Origin of the sequence: Micromonospora profundi, assembly GCF_011927785.1 — a bacterium.
Taxonomy (GTDB): Bacteria; Actinomycetota; Actinomycetes; order Mycobacteriales; family Micromonosporaceae; genus Micromonospora; species Micromonospora profundi.
This window is the reverse complement of sequence record NZ_JAATJK010000001.1, coordinates 5,348,865-5,365,816: the sequence shown is the minus strand read 5'-3', so window position 1 is coordinate 5,365,816 and position 16,952 is coordinate 5,348,865. Positions and strand designations below refer to the sequence as shown.

At 69.4% G+C, this 16,952-nt stretch carries 14 protein-coding genes; 4 read left to right on the top strand and 10 right to left on the bottom strand.

What is annotated here, in order from left to right:
* Positions 1-18: 18 nt before the first annotated feature.
* Entirely contained in the window at positions 19-1,086 is a 1,068-nt protein-coding gene (locus F4558_RS23735) for a DUF2855 family protein (RefSeq protein ID WP_167946016.1), read from the top strand.
* An 8-nt stretch (positions 1,087-1,094) separates the two neighbouring features.
* On the opposite strand, the gene F4558_RS23730 is transcribed toward F4558_RS23735, so the two are convergent.
* Entirely contained in the window at positions 1,095-1,895 is an 801-nt protein-coding gene (locus tag F4558_RS23730) for an SDR family NAD(P)-dependent oxidoreductase (protein WP_197281624.1), read from the bottom strand.
* Positions 1,896-2,158: 263 nt separating this feature from the next.
* On the opposite strand from F4558_RS23730, the gene F4558_RS23725 reads away from it, so the two are divergent.
* Both F4558_RS23725 and F4558_RS23720 read left to right on the top strand, forming a co-directional pair.
* Positions 2,159-2,332, top strand: a complete 174-nt coding sequence (locus F4558_RS23725; protein ID WP_157552877.1) for a hypothetical protein — start codon at positions 2,159-2,161, stop codon at positions 2,330-2,332.
* A gap of 138 nt (positions 2,333-2,470) precedes the next feature.
* Positions 2,471-5,323: a hypothetical protein gene (locus tag F4558_RS23720; RefSeq protein ID WP_167946015.1), complete on the top strand. Its 2,853-nt coding sequence runs from the start codon at positions 2,471-2,473 to the stop codon at positions 5,321-5,323.
* 15 nt (positions 5,324-5,338) lie between these two features.
* Here the strand turns inward: F4558_RS23720 and F4558_RS23715 are convergent, their stop codons facing one another.
* Entirely contained in the window at positions 5,339-5,797 is a 459-nt protein-coding gene (locus tag F4558_RS23715; protein ID WP_167946014.1) for an ATP-binding protein, read from the bottom strand.
* Positions 5,798-5,992: 195 nt separating this feature from the next.
* Between F4558_RS23715 and F4558_RS23710 the strand changes: the two genes are divergently transcribed.
* On the top strand, positions 5,993-6,358 hold the full coding sequence (locus F4558_RS23710; RefSeq protein ID WP_167946013.1) for an STAS domain-containing protein: 366 nt from the start codon (positions 5,993-5,995) through the stop codon (positions 6,356-6,358).
* Here the strand turns inward: F4558_RS23710 and F4558_RS23705 are convergent.
* The 8 genes from F4558_RS23705 to F4558_RS23670 all read right to left on the bottom strand — a co-directional run bounded on the left by F4558_RS23705 (position 6,355) and on the right by F4558_RS23670 (position 16,515).
* Positions 6,355-7,590: a PP2C family protein-serine/threonine phosphatase gene (locus F4558_RS23705; protein ID WP_209273378.1), complete on the bottom strand. Its 1,236-nt coding sequence runs from the start codon at positions 7,588-7,590 to the stop codon at positions 6,355-6,357. The two genes, F4558_RS23710 and F4558_RS23705, sit on opposite strands and share 4 nt — an antisense overlap.
* A gap of 235 nt (positions 7,591-7,825) precedes the next feature.
* Complete coding sequence (locus tag F4558_RS23700) at positions 7,826-8,725, bottom strand: ROK family protein (RefSeq protein ID WP_053659031.1); 900 nt, start codon at positions 8,723-8,725, stop codon at positions 7,826-7,828.
* 98 nt (positions 8,726-8,823) lie between these two features.
* Positions 8,824-10,281, bottom strand: a complete 1,458-nt coding sequence (locus F4558_RS23695; protein WP_167946011.1) for an argininosuccinate lyase — start codon at positions 10,279-10,281, stop codon at positions 8,824-8,826.
* 46 nt (positions 10,282-10,327) lie between these two features.
* A complete protein-coding gene (locus F4558_RS23690; RefSeq protein WP_053659035.1) occupies positions 10,328-11,203 on the bottom strand; it encodes a creatininase family protein in 876 nt (291 codons plus the stop codon).
* Positions 11,191-12,939, bottom strand: a complete 1,749-nt coding sequence (locus F4558_RS23685; RefSeq protein WP_053659037.1) for an ABC transporter permease — start codon at positions 12,937-12,939, stop codon at positions 11,191-11,193. Before F4558_RS23685 ends, F4558_RS23690 begins: the two co-directional genes overlap by 13 nt.
* Positions 12,936-14,009 carry an ABC transporter ATP-binding protein gene (locus F4558_RS23680; protein WP_053659039.1) on the bottom strand — a complete coding sequence of 358 codons (1,074 nt, stop codon included), beginning with the start codon at positions 14,007-14,009 and terminating at the stop codon, positions 12,936-12,938. Before F4558_RS23680 ends, F4558_RS23685 begins: the two co-directional genes overlap by 4 nt.
* 62 nt (positions 14,010-14,071) lie before the next feature.
* The gene (locus F4558_RS23675; RefSeq protein ID WP_053659041.1) at positions 14,072-15,130 is read right to left on the bottom strand and encodes an extracellular solute-binding protein; all 1,059 of its coding nucleotides are present in this window, start codon (positions 15,128-15,130) and stop codon (positions 14,072-14,074) included.
* A gap of 236 nt (positions 15,131-15,366) precedes the next feature.
* Positions 15,367-16,515: an ROK family transcriptional regulator gene (locus F4558_RS23670; RefSeq protein ID WP_053659043.1), complete on the bottom strand. Its 1,149-nt coding sequence runs from the start codon at positions 16,513-16,515 to the stop codon at positions 15,367-15,369.
* Between the last annotated feature and the right edge of the window lie 437 nt (positions 16,516-16,952).

The following is a 16,952-nucleotide window of genomic DNA, read 5'->3' as shown; positions in this document are numbered from 1 at the left end:
GCTGTCTAGCGTCACAGCATGGCCGACTCGTGGACATTCGCCGTGGCCCGCAACGATCTGGGCCGGACCACCCTCGTCGACAGCGCAGCGCCCACTCCGGCCGACGGCGAAGCGCTGCTGCGCGTCGACCGCGTCGGCCTCACCGCAAACAACGTGACCTACGCGGTGCTCGGCGACGCGATGCGCTACTGGCAGTTCTTTCCGCCCGAGCCCCGCGGGCTCGACGGCCAGTGGGGGTTGCCGCCGCTGTGGGGCTTCGCCGAGGTCGTCGCCTCCACAGTGGAGGGTGTCGAGGTCGGTCAGCGCGTCTACGGCTACCTGCCTCCAGCGGGCCACCTGGTGGTACGCCCCGACCGGGTGAACGCGACCGGTTTCCGCGACGCCAGCGCGCACCGGGCCGAGCTGCCGTCGCCGTACAACTCGTACCGGTCGACCACCGGTGACCCCGCGTACCGGCCAGAGCAGGAAGACCTGCTGATCCTGTTCCGGCCGCTGTTCTTCACCTCGTTCATGCTTGCCGACCAGGTCATCGACAACGATTTCTACGGTGTGCGGTCGCTGGTGCTGTCGTCGGCGTCGAGCAAGACGGCGTACGCCGCAGCCTTCGAACTGCACGGCCGTGGCCCCCGCCTGGTCGGGCTCACCTCGCCCGGCAACCTCGCGTTCACGCGGTCGCTCGGCTGCTACGACGAGGTCATCTCCTACGACGACATCGACACCCTCGACGTCGTCGAGACCGCCTACCTCGACCTGTCCGGTGCGCCGGCGACCCGCGCCGCCCTACGCGGGCACCTCGGCGACCGGCTCGTGCGGGACATCGCTGTCGGACTCACCAACCAGACACCAAACGCCGACGCCGCCGGCGAGGTCTTCTTCGCGCCGGTGCAGATGCGCAAACGCGGCCAGGACTGGGGCCGCGAAGGGCTCGACGAACGGTTCACCGCAGCCTGGCAGCGCTTCGCCCCGATGCTCAGCGGGTGGCTCGACGTGCGGGTCGGCGACGGCCCCGAGGCACTACGGGACGCCTGGCTCGACGTCCTTGCGGGCCGTACGCCGCCACGGACGGGCCACGTCGTCCAGCTCTGAGCCAACCGTCACGGAAGGATCGCGTCGACGTATCCGCCGTCGACCCGGACCGCCGCGCCGGTCGTCGCGGAGGCGAGCGGAGACGCGAGGTAGGTGACCATGTTGGCGATCTCCTCGGGCTCGATGAGTCGCTGAAGCAACGACTGCGGCCGGTGCAGGCGCATGAACTCCCGCTGCGCCTGCTCCCACGGCAGGCTGTCGCCCATGAGGTCGGCGACGAAATCCTCGACACCGCCGGTATGGGTCGGCCCGGCGAGCACCGAGTTGACAGTCACGCCGGTGCCGGCAGCGGCCTTCGCGAACCCGCGCGAGACGCCGAGCAGAGCCGTCTTCGAGACACCGTAGTGGATCATCTCGGCGGGGATGGCGACCGCCGAGTCGCTGGCCACGTACTGCACCCGCCCCCAACCGCGCTCCATCATCCCGGGCAGATAGGCGCGGGTCAGCCGCACACCGGCCAGCACGTTCACCTCGAAGTAGCGACGCCACTCGTCGTCCGGGATCTCCAGGGCCGGGCTGGGGCCGAAGATGCCGAGGCTGTTGACCAGGATGTCGACGCTGGGCAGCAGGTCGAGCGTGCGGGCCGTACCCGCATCGGTCGACACGTCCGCGTCGACCTCCACCACGTCGGCGCCCGGGACCTCGTCGCGCAACGTCGCGGCGGCGCGCTCGACCCCGGCGGCGGTACGGCCGTTGACGGCCACCCGGGCGCCGGCGCGAGCCAGCCCGGCGGTGATGGCGGCGCCGATTCCCTGGGTCGAGCCGGTGACCAGCGCGGTCCTGCCGGAAAGATCGATCTGCACCGTCATCGTCACCCCATGCGCTCGTCTCACCTCGGCCGTCCCCGTTCGGGGGGCCGTTTCGACCGTAGCGGTGCCGCCCGTGCCCGGCAGCCCGAGTCACGCAAACCCCGGCCCCGCCACCTCGCGGTCACCAACATGCCGCCGACCGCTAGGCTGTGAGCGCGGGGCATCGATGGCCCATCGCCGGCCCGGCCCCGCTGCGTCCCCACGGTTCCCCAGTTGCCGATGACTGAGTCGAGCGCTGCCGTGCACATTCCCTGGAGTTCCTCGTGACCGATATGACGTCCGCCCTGAATCCCTTCAGCGTCGAGGGGGAACGGGTCACCGACGACGAGCGCAGTCCGGAAGCGGACATCAGCGCGGATTCGATGACCCGCCTGCGTACCCCGTTCGCCACGGAGACCCCGGACCGCGAGTCGGCCGAGACGCCCGCCCGCAGCTAGCCCACAATCTGGTCACGACGGTTGGGGCTTTCCTCCACGCCGGATCGACGGGACATCCAGTTGTGGCTTCCGTCGATACCATGACCTGGCCGGCATCGCATCGATCGAGGTGCCGTCACGGGGGAGGAACAAGTCCACATGAAACGCATCGGAGCAGCCACGCTGGCGACCGCTGTCGGTGTTGCGGCCGTTGTCCTGGCCACCGGCCAGCCGGCCCTCGCCGCCGACTTCGCCAATCTGCCGCTGTCGAGCTGGGCCTATCTCGATTCGCAGAGCCCGACGTCGAAGTTCGTCAACCCGCAGGTCGCGCCGCCGGTCGGCACGCTTGTCGACGATGCGAACAGGCCGCACACCTACCGCTCCTACTTCACCTACGACCTGACCCAGCTCAAGGGCACTGTCGTGCACAACTCGTACCTCTACACGTACGAGGACGCGGTCACCGACTGCTCCACGGCAGTGACGATCGAGGTGTGGCGGACTGCCCCGGTCAAGGCCGGGACGACCTGGAACAACCCACCGGCGGAGTTGGAAAAGCTGATCTCCGCCGGTCGGGGGCAGGGCTCCTACTACTGCCCCGGCTACCTGGGCTTCGACATGGTCGAGACGCTGAACGCCGCGCTCGGCCGTAACGAAAAGTCGATCACGGTCGAATACCGGATCACGGCCGCCCAGGAGGCCGACCCGCGCGCCGGCCGCACCTTTCAGCTGCCGACGCTGAGCTCCACCTCGAACCACCCGCCGACCGTGTCCGACCCGCACCTCGAATCTCCGAAACGACCGTGCGGCACCTTGACCAAACCGTCACCGGCCGCCGCGACGACGATGTTCAAGGCCACCGCCAACGATCCCGACGAAGGCGACTACGCGACAGTCCTCTACGCGATCTGGCCGGTCGACCAGCCGGACCAGCGCCGTGAGTTCTACAGCTACTACGGCACCGACCTGAGCCAGTACGCCGACGGTCAGTTGCTCGCCTGGCAGGCCCGCGCCAGCGACTACTACGACGCGGGGCCGTGGAGCAAGACCTGCTACGTGATCATGGACAAGGCGCCACCGGCGAACCCGCCGGTGGTCACCTCGAAGCTCTACCCCGAGGGCAACATCCAGGGCGGTGGCGCCGGCGTGACCGGCAGGTTCCGCGTCGCCGCCGGCGATGACCAGGATGTGGTCGCCTTCAGTTGGCGTGACAGCGGTGGCAACTCCGGCAGCGTGAAGGCCCGGCAGCCGGGCCGGACGGCTGTCATCGAATACACCCCGAAGCGTGCGTGGATCGAAACCCTCTACGTCCACTCGGTCGACGCGGCCGGCAACCGAGGGCCGGAGAAGGCGTACCAGTTCTGGGTGGCCGACACCGCGCCGAGCGCGGAGGTCGAAATGGGCGGGGTAGGGCTGCCGAGCACGATCAGCCTGACCGCGCGCAAGCCCGAGACGACAGCCTTCGGCTACCAGGTCAACGGCGGCCCGCAGATCCGGGTGCCGGCCGTCGACGGGAAAGCCACCGACCAGTTCACCTTCACCGAGGTCGGCGAGGTCGCGATCGTCGTCAGCAGCTACGTGAAGAACAAGCTGATCGGGCAGGACACCCTGCGGATCCCGGTCACGGACTCCCCGCAGGTCGAGTCCGCCGAGTTCAACTTCGACAACGAGCCGATCGCTGGCAAGACCGGCTCGTTCACGTTCAAGCCGCGCAACGCCGACGTCGTCGCCTACGAGTACGTCCTGGACAACGAGGCCGCGCAGACCGTTACGGCGGCGGCGGACGACACCGCCGTACTGCCGTGGACGGCGACCGCCGGATGGCACATGCTGATCGTGTGGTCGGTGAAGGCGGACGGCTCGAAGTCGATGGAGGCCTACTACCAGTTCAGCGTCCTCGACCCGGTGCCGAGCGCGTACGCGCCGACGCTGGAATACCTGACCCGGATCGACGGCGTCGGCCTGCCTGTGGAGTTCTACCTGAGCAGCCAACTGCCGAACGTGACAGGCTTCGCCTACCGGTTCGACGGTGGCCCGGAAACCGTCGTGCCCTCCTACGGAGCCAGCGTGTCGATCACGGTCACGCCTGTGCACACCGGTGACAACACGCTGATCGTCGAGGCGTTGCTGGCCGACGGCACCCGGTCGCCCGCGAAGAGCTTCACCTGGCGGCCGTTCGAGGCGCCGGTCATCACGACCGATCCGCCCGGCGGCGGCGCGGCCGCCCAGCCGATGACGCTGACCTTCCGCTCGGTACTGCCCGACACCAGGGAGTTCCGCTACTCGCTGGACTTCGGCGAATACCAGACCATCGCGGCGCGGCCGGACGGCACGGCGACAGTGTCGTTCACACCTCAGTGGGACGGCTGGTTCTCGGCCCGGGTCACCGCGATCGCGCAGGACGGGACGACGTCGCCAGAGCGCGAGATGACCGTCCCTGTCCGCGACACCCGGGTCTCGGTGTGGAGTCAGTACAACGAGTGGTCCCCGCGGGGCGGCATCGGTGTCCCCGGTGACTTCGCGCTCAGCACCGAATGGAAGCCCGAGGTGGTGGAGTACCTCTACCGCCTCAACGACGGCCCGGAACAGGTCACGCCCATCGGGGACAGCTGGAACACGATGGTCCGGGTCGTGCCGGACCGCAACGGACCCAACACGCTCACAGTGCGGGGTCGCACGGCGGACGGTCGGCTCTCGCCGGTCACCGAGTACCTGTTCCAGGTTGGCACCGCGCCGCAGGTCTTCTCCGAGGCGTACCCCCGGGACACCGCTGGCGGCGGTGTCGGCGTCGAGGGTCGCTTCGAGTTCAGCGGCGGCACGGCCGGCATCACGTCATTCGAATACACGATCGGCGGGGTTGCCGGCACTGTGGACGCCGACGCGGAGGGCCGTGCGTCGATCACCTGGACGCCGACCGAGGCGACAGGGCTCCACCTGATCGTCAAGGGCCGCAAGGCCGACGGCACCACCACCGACGAGACCGGGTACTTCATCGTGGTGAAAGCGGACTGATCGGCCCTCGGGTCACTATGTGTCGAGTGGCGCCCCGCAGGGCGATGGCTGCCTGCGGGGCGCCGCCGCGCGTACGCCGCCGAGGTGCTTGGTGATGCGGAGCAGCACGTGACCCGGTGGCCCGACGACGAAGGTGGCCGTGTCGGCGAGGGCGGCGATCAGGGGCAGGCCACGGCCGCCGACGGTGAGCGGGGCGGGAAGCCCGGCGTCGAGTCCGGCGTCGAGCGGGGTGCGGCCCCGGTTGCCGATCTCGATCCGGCAGGCGTCGTCGTCGATCACGATGGTGATGTCGACAGCGCTGTCGACATCGGCGTGCATCACCGCGTTGGCGCAGGCCTCACTGATCAGCACGGCGAGCTGACCGCGGGAGTCCTCGGTGGCGTCGGTGAGGCTCAGCAGGGTGTTGAGCACGTGGCGGGCGCGGGTCACCGAGGCCGGTTGGCGCGGTAGCGACAGCGTCAGGCTCACCCGCATCGCGCAGCTCCTCCCGCCCCCACGTCAACAGCCGACCACTCTGTCATACCCGAGTTGGGCGCTGTGGTCGTGCTCAGCACTACCCGCAGGCGCCGAGGCGAAACGGTTCCCGTGCCAGCTCGACCAGCAGCGTGCAAGGGGTTCGCCGGTCGGCCGAATAGGGTATTCGGGGGCCATCGGCGTGGGGAGGTTGTTGTGGATCTGCTGTTGTCGGCCCGGCCGGGCCGGGGCTGCACGGTGCTGGAAGTGCACGGTGAGCTGGACATGGCGACGTCCTCCCGGCTGCGCGACGGCCTGCAACAGTTGATCGACGCCGGTGATCGTCGGGTGGTGGTGGATCTCGCCGGTGTGGCGTTCATGGACTCCAGTGCCCTCGGCGCGCTGGTGGTGATGTTCAAGGCGCTGCAAGGCGTCGGCGGTCGGTTGTCCCTCGCAGCGCCGCAGCCGGCAGTGCAGGGCGTCCTGATGATCACCTCGATGTACAAGGCCATCGACGTCTACGACAGTGTGCAGGCGGCCGAGGCCAAGGTGGCGCTCACCGACGACTCCACCGGCCGCTAGTTGTCGGGCAGCGCGGTGCTGGCCCGCCCCTGGTCGGCGCCGGCACTGGTACGCCGATCCTCGCCGTGCCCCCCGTGCCAATCGAGGATGAGCAGGGTGGCGTCGTCGGCCAGGGCCGGCCCGCTGACCTCCAGCACGGCGTCGGCCAACGCCCGGACGGCCTCGCGGGGGTGCAGACCGACGATCGACCGCAACATGGCCGGTAGGTCCAGGCTGGCGGCGTTGCGCTCCCGCACGCCATCGGTGACCACCACCAACCGGTCGCCCGGCAGCAGCGTCACCTCGCCCGCGTCGTATTCGGCCGCCGCGAACATGCCGAGAGGGAAGTTGCCCGGCAGCGAAAGCATCTGAGTGGCGCCGTCACGGACCAGCATGGGCGGCACGTGCCCGGCGTTGAGCAGCGCACACTCGCCGGTGCGCAGGTCGAGACGGCCGAGCACAGCGGTGACGAAACCGCCGGGGACCGGGGTGTGCTCGGCGACCGCGGCATTCGCGGCCAGTGCCTGCTCCACCAGGCCGATCGCCTGGCGGCGGGTGTTGCGCAGGCTGCCCACGCCGAGGGTGGCGGTGAGCGCGCTGGTCACCCCGTGGCCCATGGCATCGGTGACGCTGAAGTGCAGAACGTCACGGGCGAGGCTGTAGTCGAAGGTGTCGCCGCCGATGCTCGCCGCGGGTTCGAGCCAGCCGGACAGGGTGAACGCGCTGCCCTCACAGGTGAACGCGGAGGGCAGTAGGCGGCGCTGGATTTCGGCGGACAGGGTGAACGGAGTGGTGCGTTGCCCCCACTCGAACAGATCGGTGTGCCGGCGGTTGGCGATCACCACGAACGCCAACAGGTGCGCCGTGCGGCTTATCTCATCCAGATCCCGTTGAACAGGCTCGGCGGGCAGGAGCATTTCAAGCAGACCGATCGCCTCACCACGGTCGGTCACCGGCGCCAACACCGTCCACCCGTCGGTGTGCTTGACGACCTGCACCGTCTGGGTGCGTAGCGCCTGCTCGGCGGGGCCACCATCGAACGGCAGCACCGTGGCGCTCTCGTTGCCGTCGTGGCGGTCCGCCCCGGTGCCGTCGATCGGCACCTGATCCAACCGGACCAACGCTCGGCCGCTGAGGTCCGCGATCAGGAACGCGACGCTCCGTGCCCCCAGCGCCGCGCCGATTTCCCTGGTGACCGCCTTGACCGCATCGACCGGCGAGGCGTTCTCCGCCGCGTCCAACATGTGGCTCATGACCTGCTCCCCGCTGCCTTCCACGATCCGAGCCTACGAGATCCGGCAGACCTCGCCGAGCACGAGTATCGCGGCCGTAGCAGGGAGGCAGGCCGGGACGCGTACCTGCGGTCGAGGGCGGGTGTCCGGCGACCGGCGGACACCGCCCTCGCCGTCGACCGGGGTTTCGACGCGGTGGGCACCGGCCTCGGGACGGTATCGGTCCGAGCAGACCCGAGGCGACGACCGGCTGGGCTCAGACGGGCGCGGGCAGGGCCGACATGGCCATGACGAGCGACCCGAGCAGCGCTGCGTCCTGCGCGAATGTGGACAGGACGATGTCCGGCCGGTACGGCAACGCGTGGTTGAGCCGTTCGATGAGCATTTCCCGCACGACCTCGTTGCCGGCGACGCTGCCGACAAGCACGATCCGCTGCGGGTCGAGCAGGAGGCAGCAGGTGACGAGTTGGCGGGCCAACTCGTCGACGCGCCGACGCAACTCGTCGCGGGCCTGGCCGGGCTGCGCCGCAGCGGTGCAGAGCGCGGCGGCCTGGCCGGTCATCCCCAGTCGCAGCGCCAGCTCGTCCAACGCGCGGCCGGAGAATGTCGCCTCCAGCATCGGCTCCAGGCCCGCTGGCCAGCTGTGATCCGTCAGGCCGTAGGCGATCTCCCCGGCCGCGCCGTGGTAGCCGGGCATCACCTCGCCGCCGACCGTCACTGCCGCGGCCACCCCGGTGCCGAGCCCGATCACCAGACCGGGATCGACTCCCTGCAACGCCCCGAAGCGCAGTTCCGCGTAGGCGGCGGCGTTGAGGTCGTTCGACACCCGTACGGAGGTCAGCCCGAGGTGGTCGCGGACCGCGTCGGCCAGCCGCAGTTGCTCCCAGCCGGGTACGTTCGGCGCCAGGTCGATGCTGTCGTCGTGGACCACGCCGGGGGAGGCGATGCCGGCCGCAACGAGCGTGCCGCCGGTGCGGTCCGCGAGTTCCCGTGCCCGGTCGAGAGCCCTGGTGAGGGCCTGCTGAGCACCGTGCTCGGCGTGGGTGGGCAGTCGCTCGGAGACGAGCAGTCGACCGTCGGCGTCGCCCACCCCGATAGCCATTTTCGTGCCGCCGAAATCGATGCCGAGCAGCCGCGGGTTCGCCGATTGTTCCATGGTGATGTCAGATCGCCCTTCGGGCCGTCGGTCCACGTCGTGCCGCGAACGCGGCGACACGACATCATCGTTCACGCGGTGCCGTGTCTGTTGCCCCGTCACCGCGCCACCCTCGCCGCGACCGCCTCGGCCAACGCCTCGTCGGCACGGACCAGCCGGTCCCGGAACGCATCCACACGCGCCGCTACCGCCGTCATCATGGTTCGCAGTTGCGCCACCTGCTCGCGTACCGCCGCTTCGCCCGGACCGTCGGCCTGGGCCCGGCGGAGCACGAACTCCGGGTGCACCGCGGCGGCCAGCAGGTCCCGGATCGCGGCCTCGTCGAGCTCGGCGAGGCCGAGGTCGGCGGCGGTCGACCGGACGTCCTGTTCGGTCCAGGTGGCGGGCGGGCCGTTGCGCACCAGCCGACCGAGCAGCGAGTGTGCGCCCCGGAACGGTACGCCGTGGCGGGCCAGCGCGTCCGCCGCGGCGGTCGTGGTGGCGCCCGAGGCGACGATCTCCTCGCCGGCCGGCGGACGCAGCGGGTCCAACTCCGCGATCAGCCCGCCGAGCAGGGAGAAGAACCGGTACGCCCGGTCGTCGCCGTCCCAGAGCCGGGCCTGTACGTCGGTGGTGGCGTTGTTGGAGTCCTCCCACCAGGCGGCGCCCACGTTGTTGAGCACGCTGACGGCGTCCGCGGCGGCGGCGCCGGCCATCGAGACGAGGTGTTCCAGCACGACAGGGTTGCGCTTCTGCGGCATGATGCTGCTGCCCTGGGTGAACTCGCCGGGCGTGACGACCCAGCCCCAGCTCAGCCAGTCCATCAGGGTGCGGGCCAGCCGGGCGCCGGTGGCGAGCGCCTGCGCGTTGAGGGTGGCGACGCGGACGAGGTGGTCGGCGCCGGCCACCGCCTCGTACGAGTTGATGATGAGCCGCTCGAAGCCGAGCAGGTCCGCCAGGCGGCGGGGCGAGATGTCCAGGTCGGTGCCGGCGAAGGCGCAGGAGCCCAGGGGCGAACGGTTCATCTCGTCAAGCAGGTCGGCGTAGGCGAACCCCTCGCCGACAAGCGCTTCGGCGTAGCCGGCGAAGACGTGCCCGATGCTCGTCGGCTGGGCCGGGCGCCTGTGGGTGTAGCCGGTGATGACCACGTCGGCGTGCCGGTCGGCGCGGTCCAGGATGGTCCGGCCGGCGGCCAGCACCGCGTCGAGCACCTGGAGGAGTTGATCGCGCAGCACCATCCGGAAGACACCGGCGTCGAGGTCGTTGCGGCTGCGGGCGAGCTGCACGCTGAGCTGGGACACCTCGACCCCGCAGGCGGCGGCGAGGCGCTTCTCCAGCGTGTAGTAGACGTCCTCGACGCTGCCGTCGTAGTCGAACTCCTCCGGCCGGTCCTCGGTGAGGACGAGCAACCCGCGCAGCATCATCGCGGCCGAGTCAGCGGGGATCAGCCCCTGCTCGGCGAGCATGACGACGTGGGCCTGGCTCGCCTTGACCATCGCGGGATACAGGTGGGCGGCGTGGTGATCGAACACGACGCGGAGGTGGTGCTGCTGATAGATGGTCAGTGCGGGCGTCATCCAGGTCTCCCAATGCGATGCGTTGTCGTACGGGTGGCGGGCTGGGTCATCCGATGGCCTGGTCCGACCGGCCGGTGCCGCCGGACCGGTCGGACCAGGCGGTCTTGTCGGACGAGGCGGGCTGGTCCGCCCCGGGTGGACCGGGTAGCGGCGAGGCCAGCCATGCCTCGATCACCTCACGCAGCCGCGCGCCGGCCAGCTGCCGGATTTCTCGCCCGGCCGACTCGGTGGCCAGCGAGACGTGACCCGACCAGCCCTGCCACGGGTCGGGCCGCGACTCCACGAGCACGTACGGGTAGGGGGTGGTCAGCTTCGGCTTCGGTGGCAGGTCCGGCGCGGCGGCCAGGTGCACCGCCGCCGGGTCGAAGCCGAGCACGGCCGAGCTTTCGTACGCTCCGCCGTGTCCCCGGGACGGCAGAGGGCCGAAGATCTCGGCTGTCTCGTCCGGGCTGACCAGCTGGAACCAGTTGGCGAGCAGCAGGCTCGCCAGGTGCCGTCCGGAGACCCACTCCATTGCGGCACGCACGGTGGAGAGGTTGGCGTCGTGTCCGTTGACCACGAGGAGCCGGGGGAAGCCCGCCTCGACGATGCCGGCGAGCACGTCGCTGAGGTACCCGACGGCGATCTCGGGGCGCAGCGCCACGGTGCCCGGCCAGGGTCGCGTCTGGCCGGGGCAGGCGGCGTACGGTGCGGCGGGAAAGAGCACGGCACGGGCCGAGCCGGTGGCCAGTTCCCCCGCGAACCCCTCGGCGAGGAGCAGGTCGGTGCCGAGCGGCAGGTGCGGGCCGTGCCACTCGACGGCGCCGACCGGCAGCACCGCGAGGTCCGCCGCCTCGACGACCGCGGCGAACGCGTGGCCGGGAACCCGGGTGACCGGGAGCAGCCCGCCCTCGACACGCCAGCGTTCGATCAGTTCGTCCACTGTGCGGCCTTCCTACTCGCGGTACGGCTGCTGTCCAGCCGACCGGAGAACCACATCACCACGAAGATGAGCAGCACCTGGAGCATTCCGTAGGCAGCAGCGGTGCCGAGTTCGAACGAGTACATCCGGTTGTTGATGGCCACCGAGATCGGCACCGTCGACGAGGTGTAGATCAGCACCGAGGCGACGAACTCGCCGACACCGTGCACGAACGCCAGCAGTGCGCCGGCGAGCACGCCGGGGAGCATCAGCCGCACGGTGATTGTGTAGAAGGCCCGCACCCAGGAGGCGCCGAGGTTGCGGGCGGCCTCCTCCAGCGACGGGTCGATGAGCGCCAGCGCCGCCGAGCTGGACCGGAACACGATCGGCAGGAACCGCACGAAGTAGGCGAGCGGCAGGATCCAGAAGGTTCCGACAAGTACCTGCCCGAGGCTGAACGCGTTGCCTGTGCTGAACGCCGAGATCAGGTTGATCGCGACGACAGTTCCGGGCAGCGCCCAGGCGATCATCACGGCCACGTCGAGCAGGCCGCGTCCGACGAACCGCAACCGCCGCACCGCGTACGCGATGAGCACGCCGATCACCACGCAGCCGACCACGGCGAGAAGGCTCATCTGTACCGAGTTGAGGATCGGCCGGAACGCCTTGGGGTCGGTGAAGATCGTGACGAAGTTCTCGAAGGTGTACGTCGTCGGCAGCACCTGCGTGGTCCAGGTGCGGTTCTCGGAGAACGCGACGAGCGCGATCGTGGCGACCGGGGCGAGCAGGATCATCGTGGCCAGCACCGAGGCGAACGGCGCCAACCACCGCCCGATCGGGTTGTTGATCTCGCGCCGGTTCGCGGAGATCCCCTTCGACTGCGACTGGTAGCTGCGCCGGCCCTCGTACCACCGCATCGCCAGCAGGAAGATGATGGAGACGATGCCCAGCACGGAGGCGTACGCCGAGGCCATCGGCAGGTCGCCGTTGGTCCGGTTGATGTAGATCTGCATCGTCATGGTCTGGCTGACGTTGAACAGCAGCGGCGCGGTGTACGACGCCAGTGAGGTCATGAAGACCAGCAGCGACGCCGAGACCAGCGCCGGGGTGAGCATCGGCAGCATGACGGTCAGCCAGACCCGCACCCGGCTGGCGCCGAGGTTGTACGCCGCCTCCTCGACCGATGGGTCCATTCCGGCCAGTGCTGCGGCGGCGGCCAGGTAGAAGAACGGGTACATGGTGAACGTGTGCACCACGAGTACGCCGGCGATCCCGTCGAACGCCAGGACCGGTTGGTCGGTGCCGAAGAGCGCCTGCAACCCGCGCGGCAGGATGCCGATGTTGCTGTAGAGCAGCTGGAACGACACGGCACCGATCAGCGGTGGCAGGGCCGCCGGCACCAGGATGAACGCCTCCATGAGCCGCCGGCCGCGGAAGGTGAACCGCTTGAGCAGGAAGGCCATCGAGACGCCGACGATGCCGCAGAGCAGGACGCTCGCCGCCGAGATGAACAGCGAGGTGAACAGGGACTGCCGGGCCACCCCGGAGGAGGTGAAGAACTGGAGGTAGTTCTTCGTGCCGTCGGCGCTGACGCTCTCGGCGAAGGTGGCGAACATCGGTTGGACGACGTAGCCCCAGAGCACCAGGACGAGGGGGAAGACGAGCAGGTAGGGGAACCACCGTGAGGTGGCGCCACCGGCCAGGCGCTGGCCGAGCCCTGCCAGCCGGCCGGGTGTGGGTTCGGAACGAACGGTCACGGCCGGACCACCCAGAGCCGTTCGGCTACGAGGCGCAGGCCCACGACGTCGTCGAGCTTGATGCCGGTCGGCGGGTCGATCACGGCTGCCATCACGTCGATGCCGTCGACGTCGACGTTGAGGTGGGTGGCCATGCCGGTGAACTCGATGTGGGTGATCCGGCCGCGCAGCGCCGCCTCGTCGTTCGAGCCGGCGAGCGTGATGTGCTCCGGGCGGGCCGACACCAACGCGGTGTCTCCCTCGGTGAGGCCGTGCCCCGAGGCGGCACCGACGTCGAGCGTCGCGCCACCGGGGAGGCGTACCTGCACCTGGGTCTCCGCCGCGCCGACCACAGGCAGGCTCAGGACGTTGCTGCGACCGATGAACCGGGCCACGAACGAGTTCGTGGGCCGGTAGTAGATCTCCTGCGGAGCGCCGACCTGCTGGACCTTCCCGGACTGCATGACGGCGATGCGGTCCGACATCGACATGGCCTCAGCCTGGTCGTGCGTGACGTAGATGCTGGTGAGGCCGCTCTCGCGGTGGATCCGCCGGATCTCGGTGCGCGTCTCCTCGCGGAGCTTCGCGTCGAGATTGGACAGCGGCTCGTCGAGCAGCAGGGTGCGGGGCCGGATGACAAGTGCCCGGGCCAACGCGACGCGCTGCTGCTGGCCGCCGGAGAGCGCGTCGATGCGCCTGTCGCCGTACCCGGTGAGGTGCACCTGGGCGAGTGCCTCGTTGATCCGGCGGGTCCGCTCCTCGCGGGAGACCCGACGGACCTTCAGCCCGTACGCGACGTTCTGCGCCACCGACATGTGGGGAAAGAGCGCGTAGTTCTGGAAAACCATGCCGGTGTCCCGTTTGTTCGGCGACCAACGCGTCACGTCGTCGTCGCCGAAGTGGATGTGCCCGGACGTCGGGAAATAGAACCCCGCCACCATCCTCAGGGTCGTGGTCTTGCCGCATCCGCTCGGTCCGAGGAGGGTGAAGAACTCACCGGCTCCGATGGTGATGGTGACGTTGTCGACCGCCGCTGCGTCGCTCGACTTGTCGAAGCGCTTGCTGACGGCCGCCAGCCGGACATCGATCATGTTTCTGGGTCCTTCCGGGACGGGGCCGGGTCGTGCCGTGGCACGACCCGGCCCCCGTTAACTCAGCCCTTGTCCTTGATCTCCGCGTTCCAGTGGTTGATCCAGGCCGTCTCGTTCTTGCCGATCACGTCCCAGTCGACGTCCATCGGCTTGAGGCCGAGGTTGGACAGCCACTCCGGCTTCTCGGAGATCTCCACCGCGGGGATCTGGAAGTAGTCCTTGGCGAGGGTGGCCCGCAGCGAGTCGTCGAAGAGGAACTCGAGGAACTTCTCGGCACCGGCCTTGTTGCCGCCCTTGACCGCGGCGACACCGTCGACGAGCACCGGGGCGCCCGAGGCCGGCATGACGTAGCCGAACGGCATCTTCTTGTCGGCCTGCAGCAGCACGTCCTGGAGGTTCCAGGCGCTCACCACACCCTGCTCACGCGACATCTTCAGGTACAGGTCGGCGGGGTTGGCGGCGTACTCGACGGTGTTGGCGTCGAGCTTGCGCAGCCAGTCGTAGCCGGGCTGGGGGTTCGAGCCGTCGGGCGAGAGACGCTGGATCATCGAGGAGTAGATCGAGCGCATGGTGCCGGAGGCGGCCACGTCCCGGATGATGATCTTGTCTTTCCACTGGGGGTCGATCAGGTCGTCCCAGTCCTTCGGCGCCTGCTCGGCGGTCAGCGCCTTGTTGTTGTACATGATGACCTCGGGCAGCAGGATCTCGCCGAACCAGCGGCCCTCGGCGTCCTTGTACCGCGCGTCCATCTTCCCGGCGAACGAGGGCTGCCAGGCCTCCAGCAGACCCTCCGTGGCGCCGGTGGCGAGACCCTGCTGGGTGCCGCCCCACCACACCGAGGCCTGCGGGTTCGCCTTCTCGGCGCGAACCCGCTCGAGCACCTCCTGGGCGCCCATGTTGAGCACCTCGACCTTGCCCTTGTACTCGGGGTTCTTCGCGGTGAACTGCTCGACGACGTAGTCGGTGACAGCCTTGTCGCGGGCGCTGTAGATGACGAACTTCTCGGCCGACGCGGCCGGGGACGAGCCGGCGTCGCCGCTGTCGTCACTGCCGCCGCCGCAGGCGGCGGTGGCAGCCAGCATCGCGCCGAGCGCGATTGTCATGACCCAGGGACGTCTCATTGGTACCTCCACTCAAGGGGGATCTACGGGGGATTTCTGATGGAAGCTCGTAAATCGAAATCGCTGTGCCGAAATACGGTGGTTCTCCGCCCGGTCACGTCGATCGACGATCGAGTGGTGCCCGGAGCGGGGTTCGGGGGTCCGCCGGTGCGGGATGTGGGCGTGCCTCGTCCGGTTGTTCTGGTGCGGACGCAGGGAGTGAAGAAGGGGGACGGGGTGTCGGTCGGTGGTGGTGGTCAGGGCAGGGTGGGCAGCGGAACCGCGGCCGACAGCGCGTAGCTGATCGCTCCGTGCAGCACGGCCTGGTCGCCGAGGGTGGCTCGACGTACCTCAGTCGGGGCCGGGGTCTTGGCCGAGAGCAGTCTCTGGAGTTGTTCGAGCGTGGCGTCGTCGAGCTCCGCGGCGGCGCCGCTGAGCAGCACCATCCCCGGGTCGATCACGCAGACGCAGGAGAGGATGAGCCGGGCCCAGGCGTCGAGCACCTCGTCGAGATACTCGCGCGCCGGGCGCGACGTGGCGGCGAGTGCGATCAGCTCCCGCACCGGCGACTCCGGCCGCCGCCCCGGATGCAGGGCGACCACCTGCTCGGCGATGGCGTTCACCGACCACCGGGCCTCGAACTCGCCCACGCCGCTGTAGCTGTGTTTGGGCGCGGAGTCCAGGGGCATGAAGCCCACCTCGCCGGCCGCCCCGCTGGCGCCCCTGCGGACCTTGCCGTCGAGGACGAGACCGGCGCCGATGCCGTCCGCGACGTGCACCAGCAGCAGGTTGGCGACGTCCGCTCCGGCGCCGGCGACACACTCACCGGCGGCCATCAGGTTGACATCGTTGTCGACGACGACGGGCACGCCGAGGCGTTGCTGAACCGACGCGCCGATCGGCCACGCCTCGACGAGCCCTACCGACGGCGCGAGGCGTACCGCGCCGTTTGTCGAGACGCCCGGCACCGCGATGGCGACGCCGCGCAACGACGGCAGGTTGTCGCCGACGAGGTCCAGGACGAACCCGCAGATGGTCTCGACAACGTCGCCACCGAACCGCGCGGTGCGGTGCGCGATGAGCGCGCCCTCGCTGTCGGCGATTTCGCAACTGATCCGGGTCGGCTCCAGCGACACCGCGGCGACGAGCTCGGCACGCGGGTTGAACTCGAGCATTTCGCGAGGACGGCCGGTGGTGGGGGCGCCCGGCCCGCGTTCGATGAGGTAGCCCTCGGCGATGAGCTCTCGCACGAGAACTGTCACGGTGGCCGCCGGAAGACCCGTCATCTCGGCGAGGTCCACCCGGGACAGCAGTCGCGCCTGCCGGGCAGCCAGGATCACCGAGAGACGCTTGATCTCACGGGACCGCTCACGGCTGACCGGGCTGGTCGTTGCTTTGTCGGACACAGTTATTTCCTACTGAGAAAAAACTATGGCGTCAAGTAACGAGATCATCTCGGTACCTGGCGTGGGAAAACAGAGATCCACGGCGGGCCGCGGTCCGGCTGGACGGTCCCGATCGGACGAATGCGGCTCCAGTGCAGAAGTCGCGCCTCCCAAAATCGGGCAAACGGCTCTGATCACCAAAGTGGAGCGACGAGCCAAGCCCGTGAACAGGCACATCGTTTCTTCGGAGAAGGAAGAAAGTCGCTCCGGCCTATTGACTAGCACGTCGCAAGATCCCTAGCGTTACCGCCCGAAGGCCTTCTGGTGAATCCATCCCTACCACTGTGCGAGCCGCTCTGACGTGGCGGTGGTCAGGCACCACACCCCCACTGCCGAGCGACCCTCACGCGTGGAGACCGCCCCGCGGTCTCCAGTGGACAGCTGTTCACTTCCGGGCC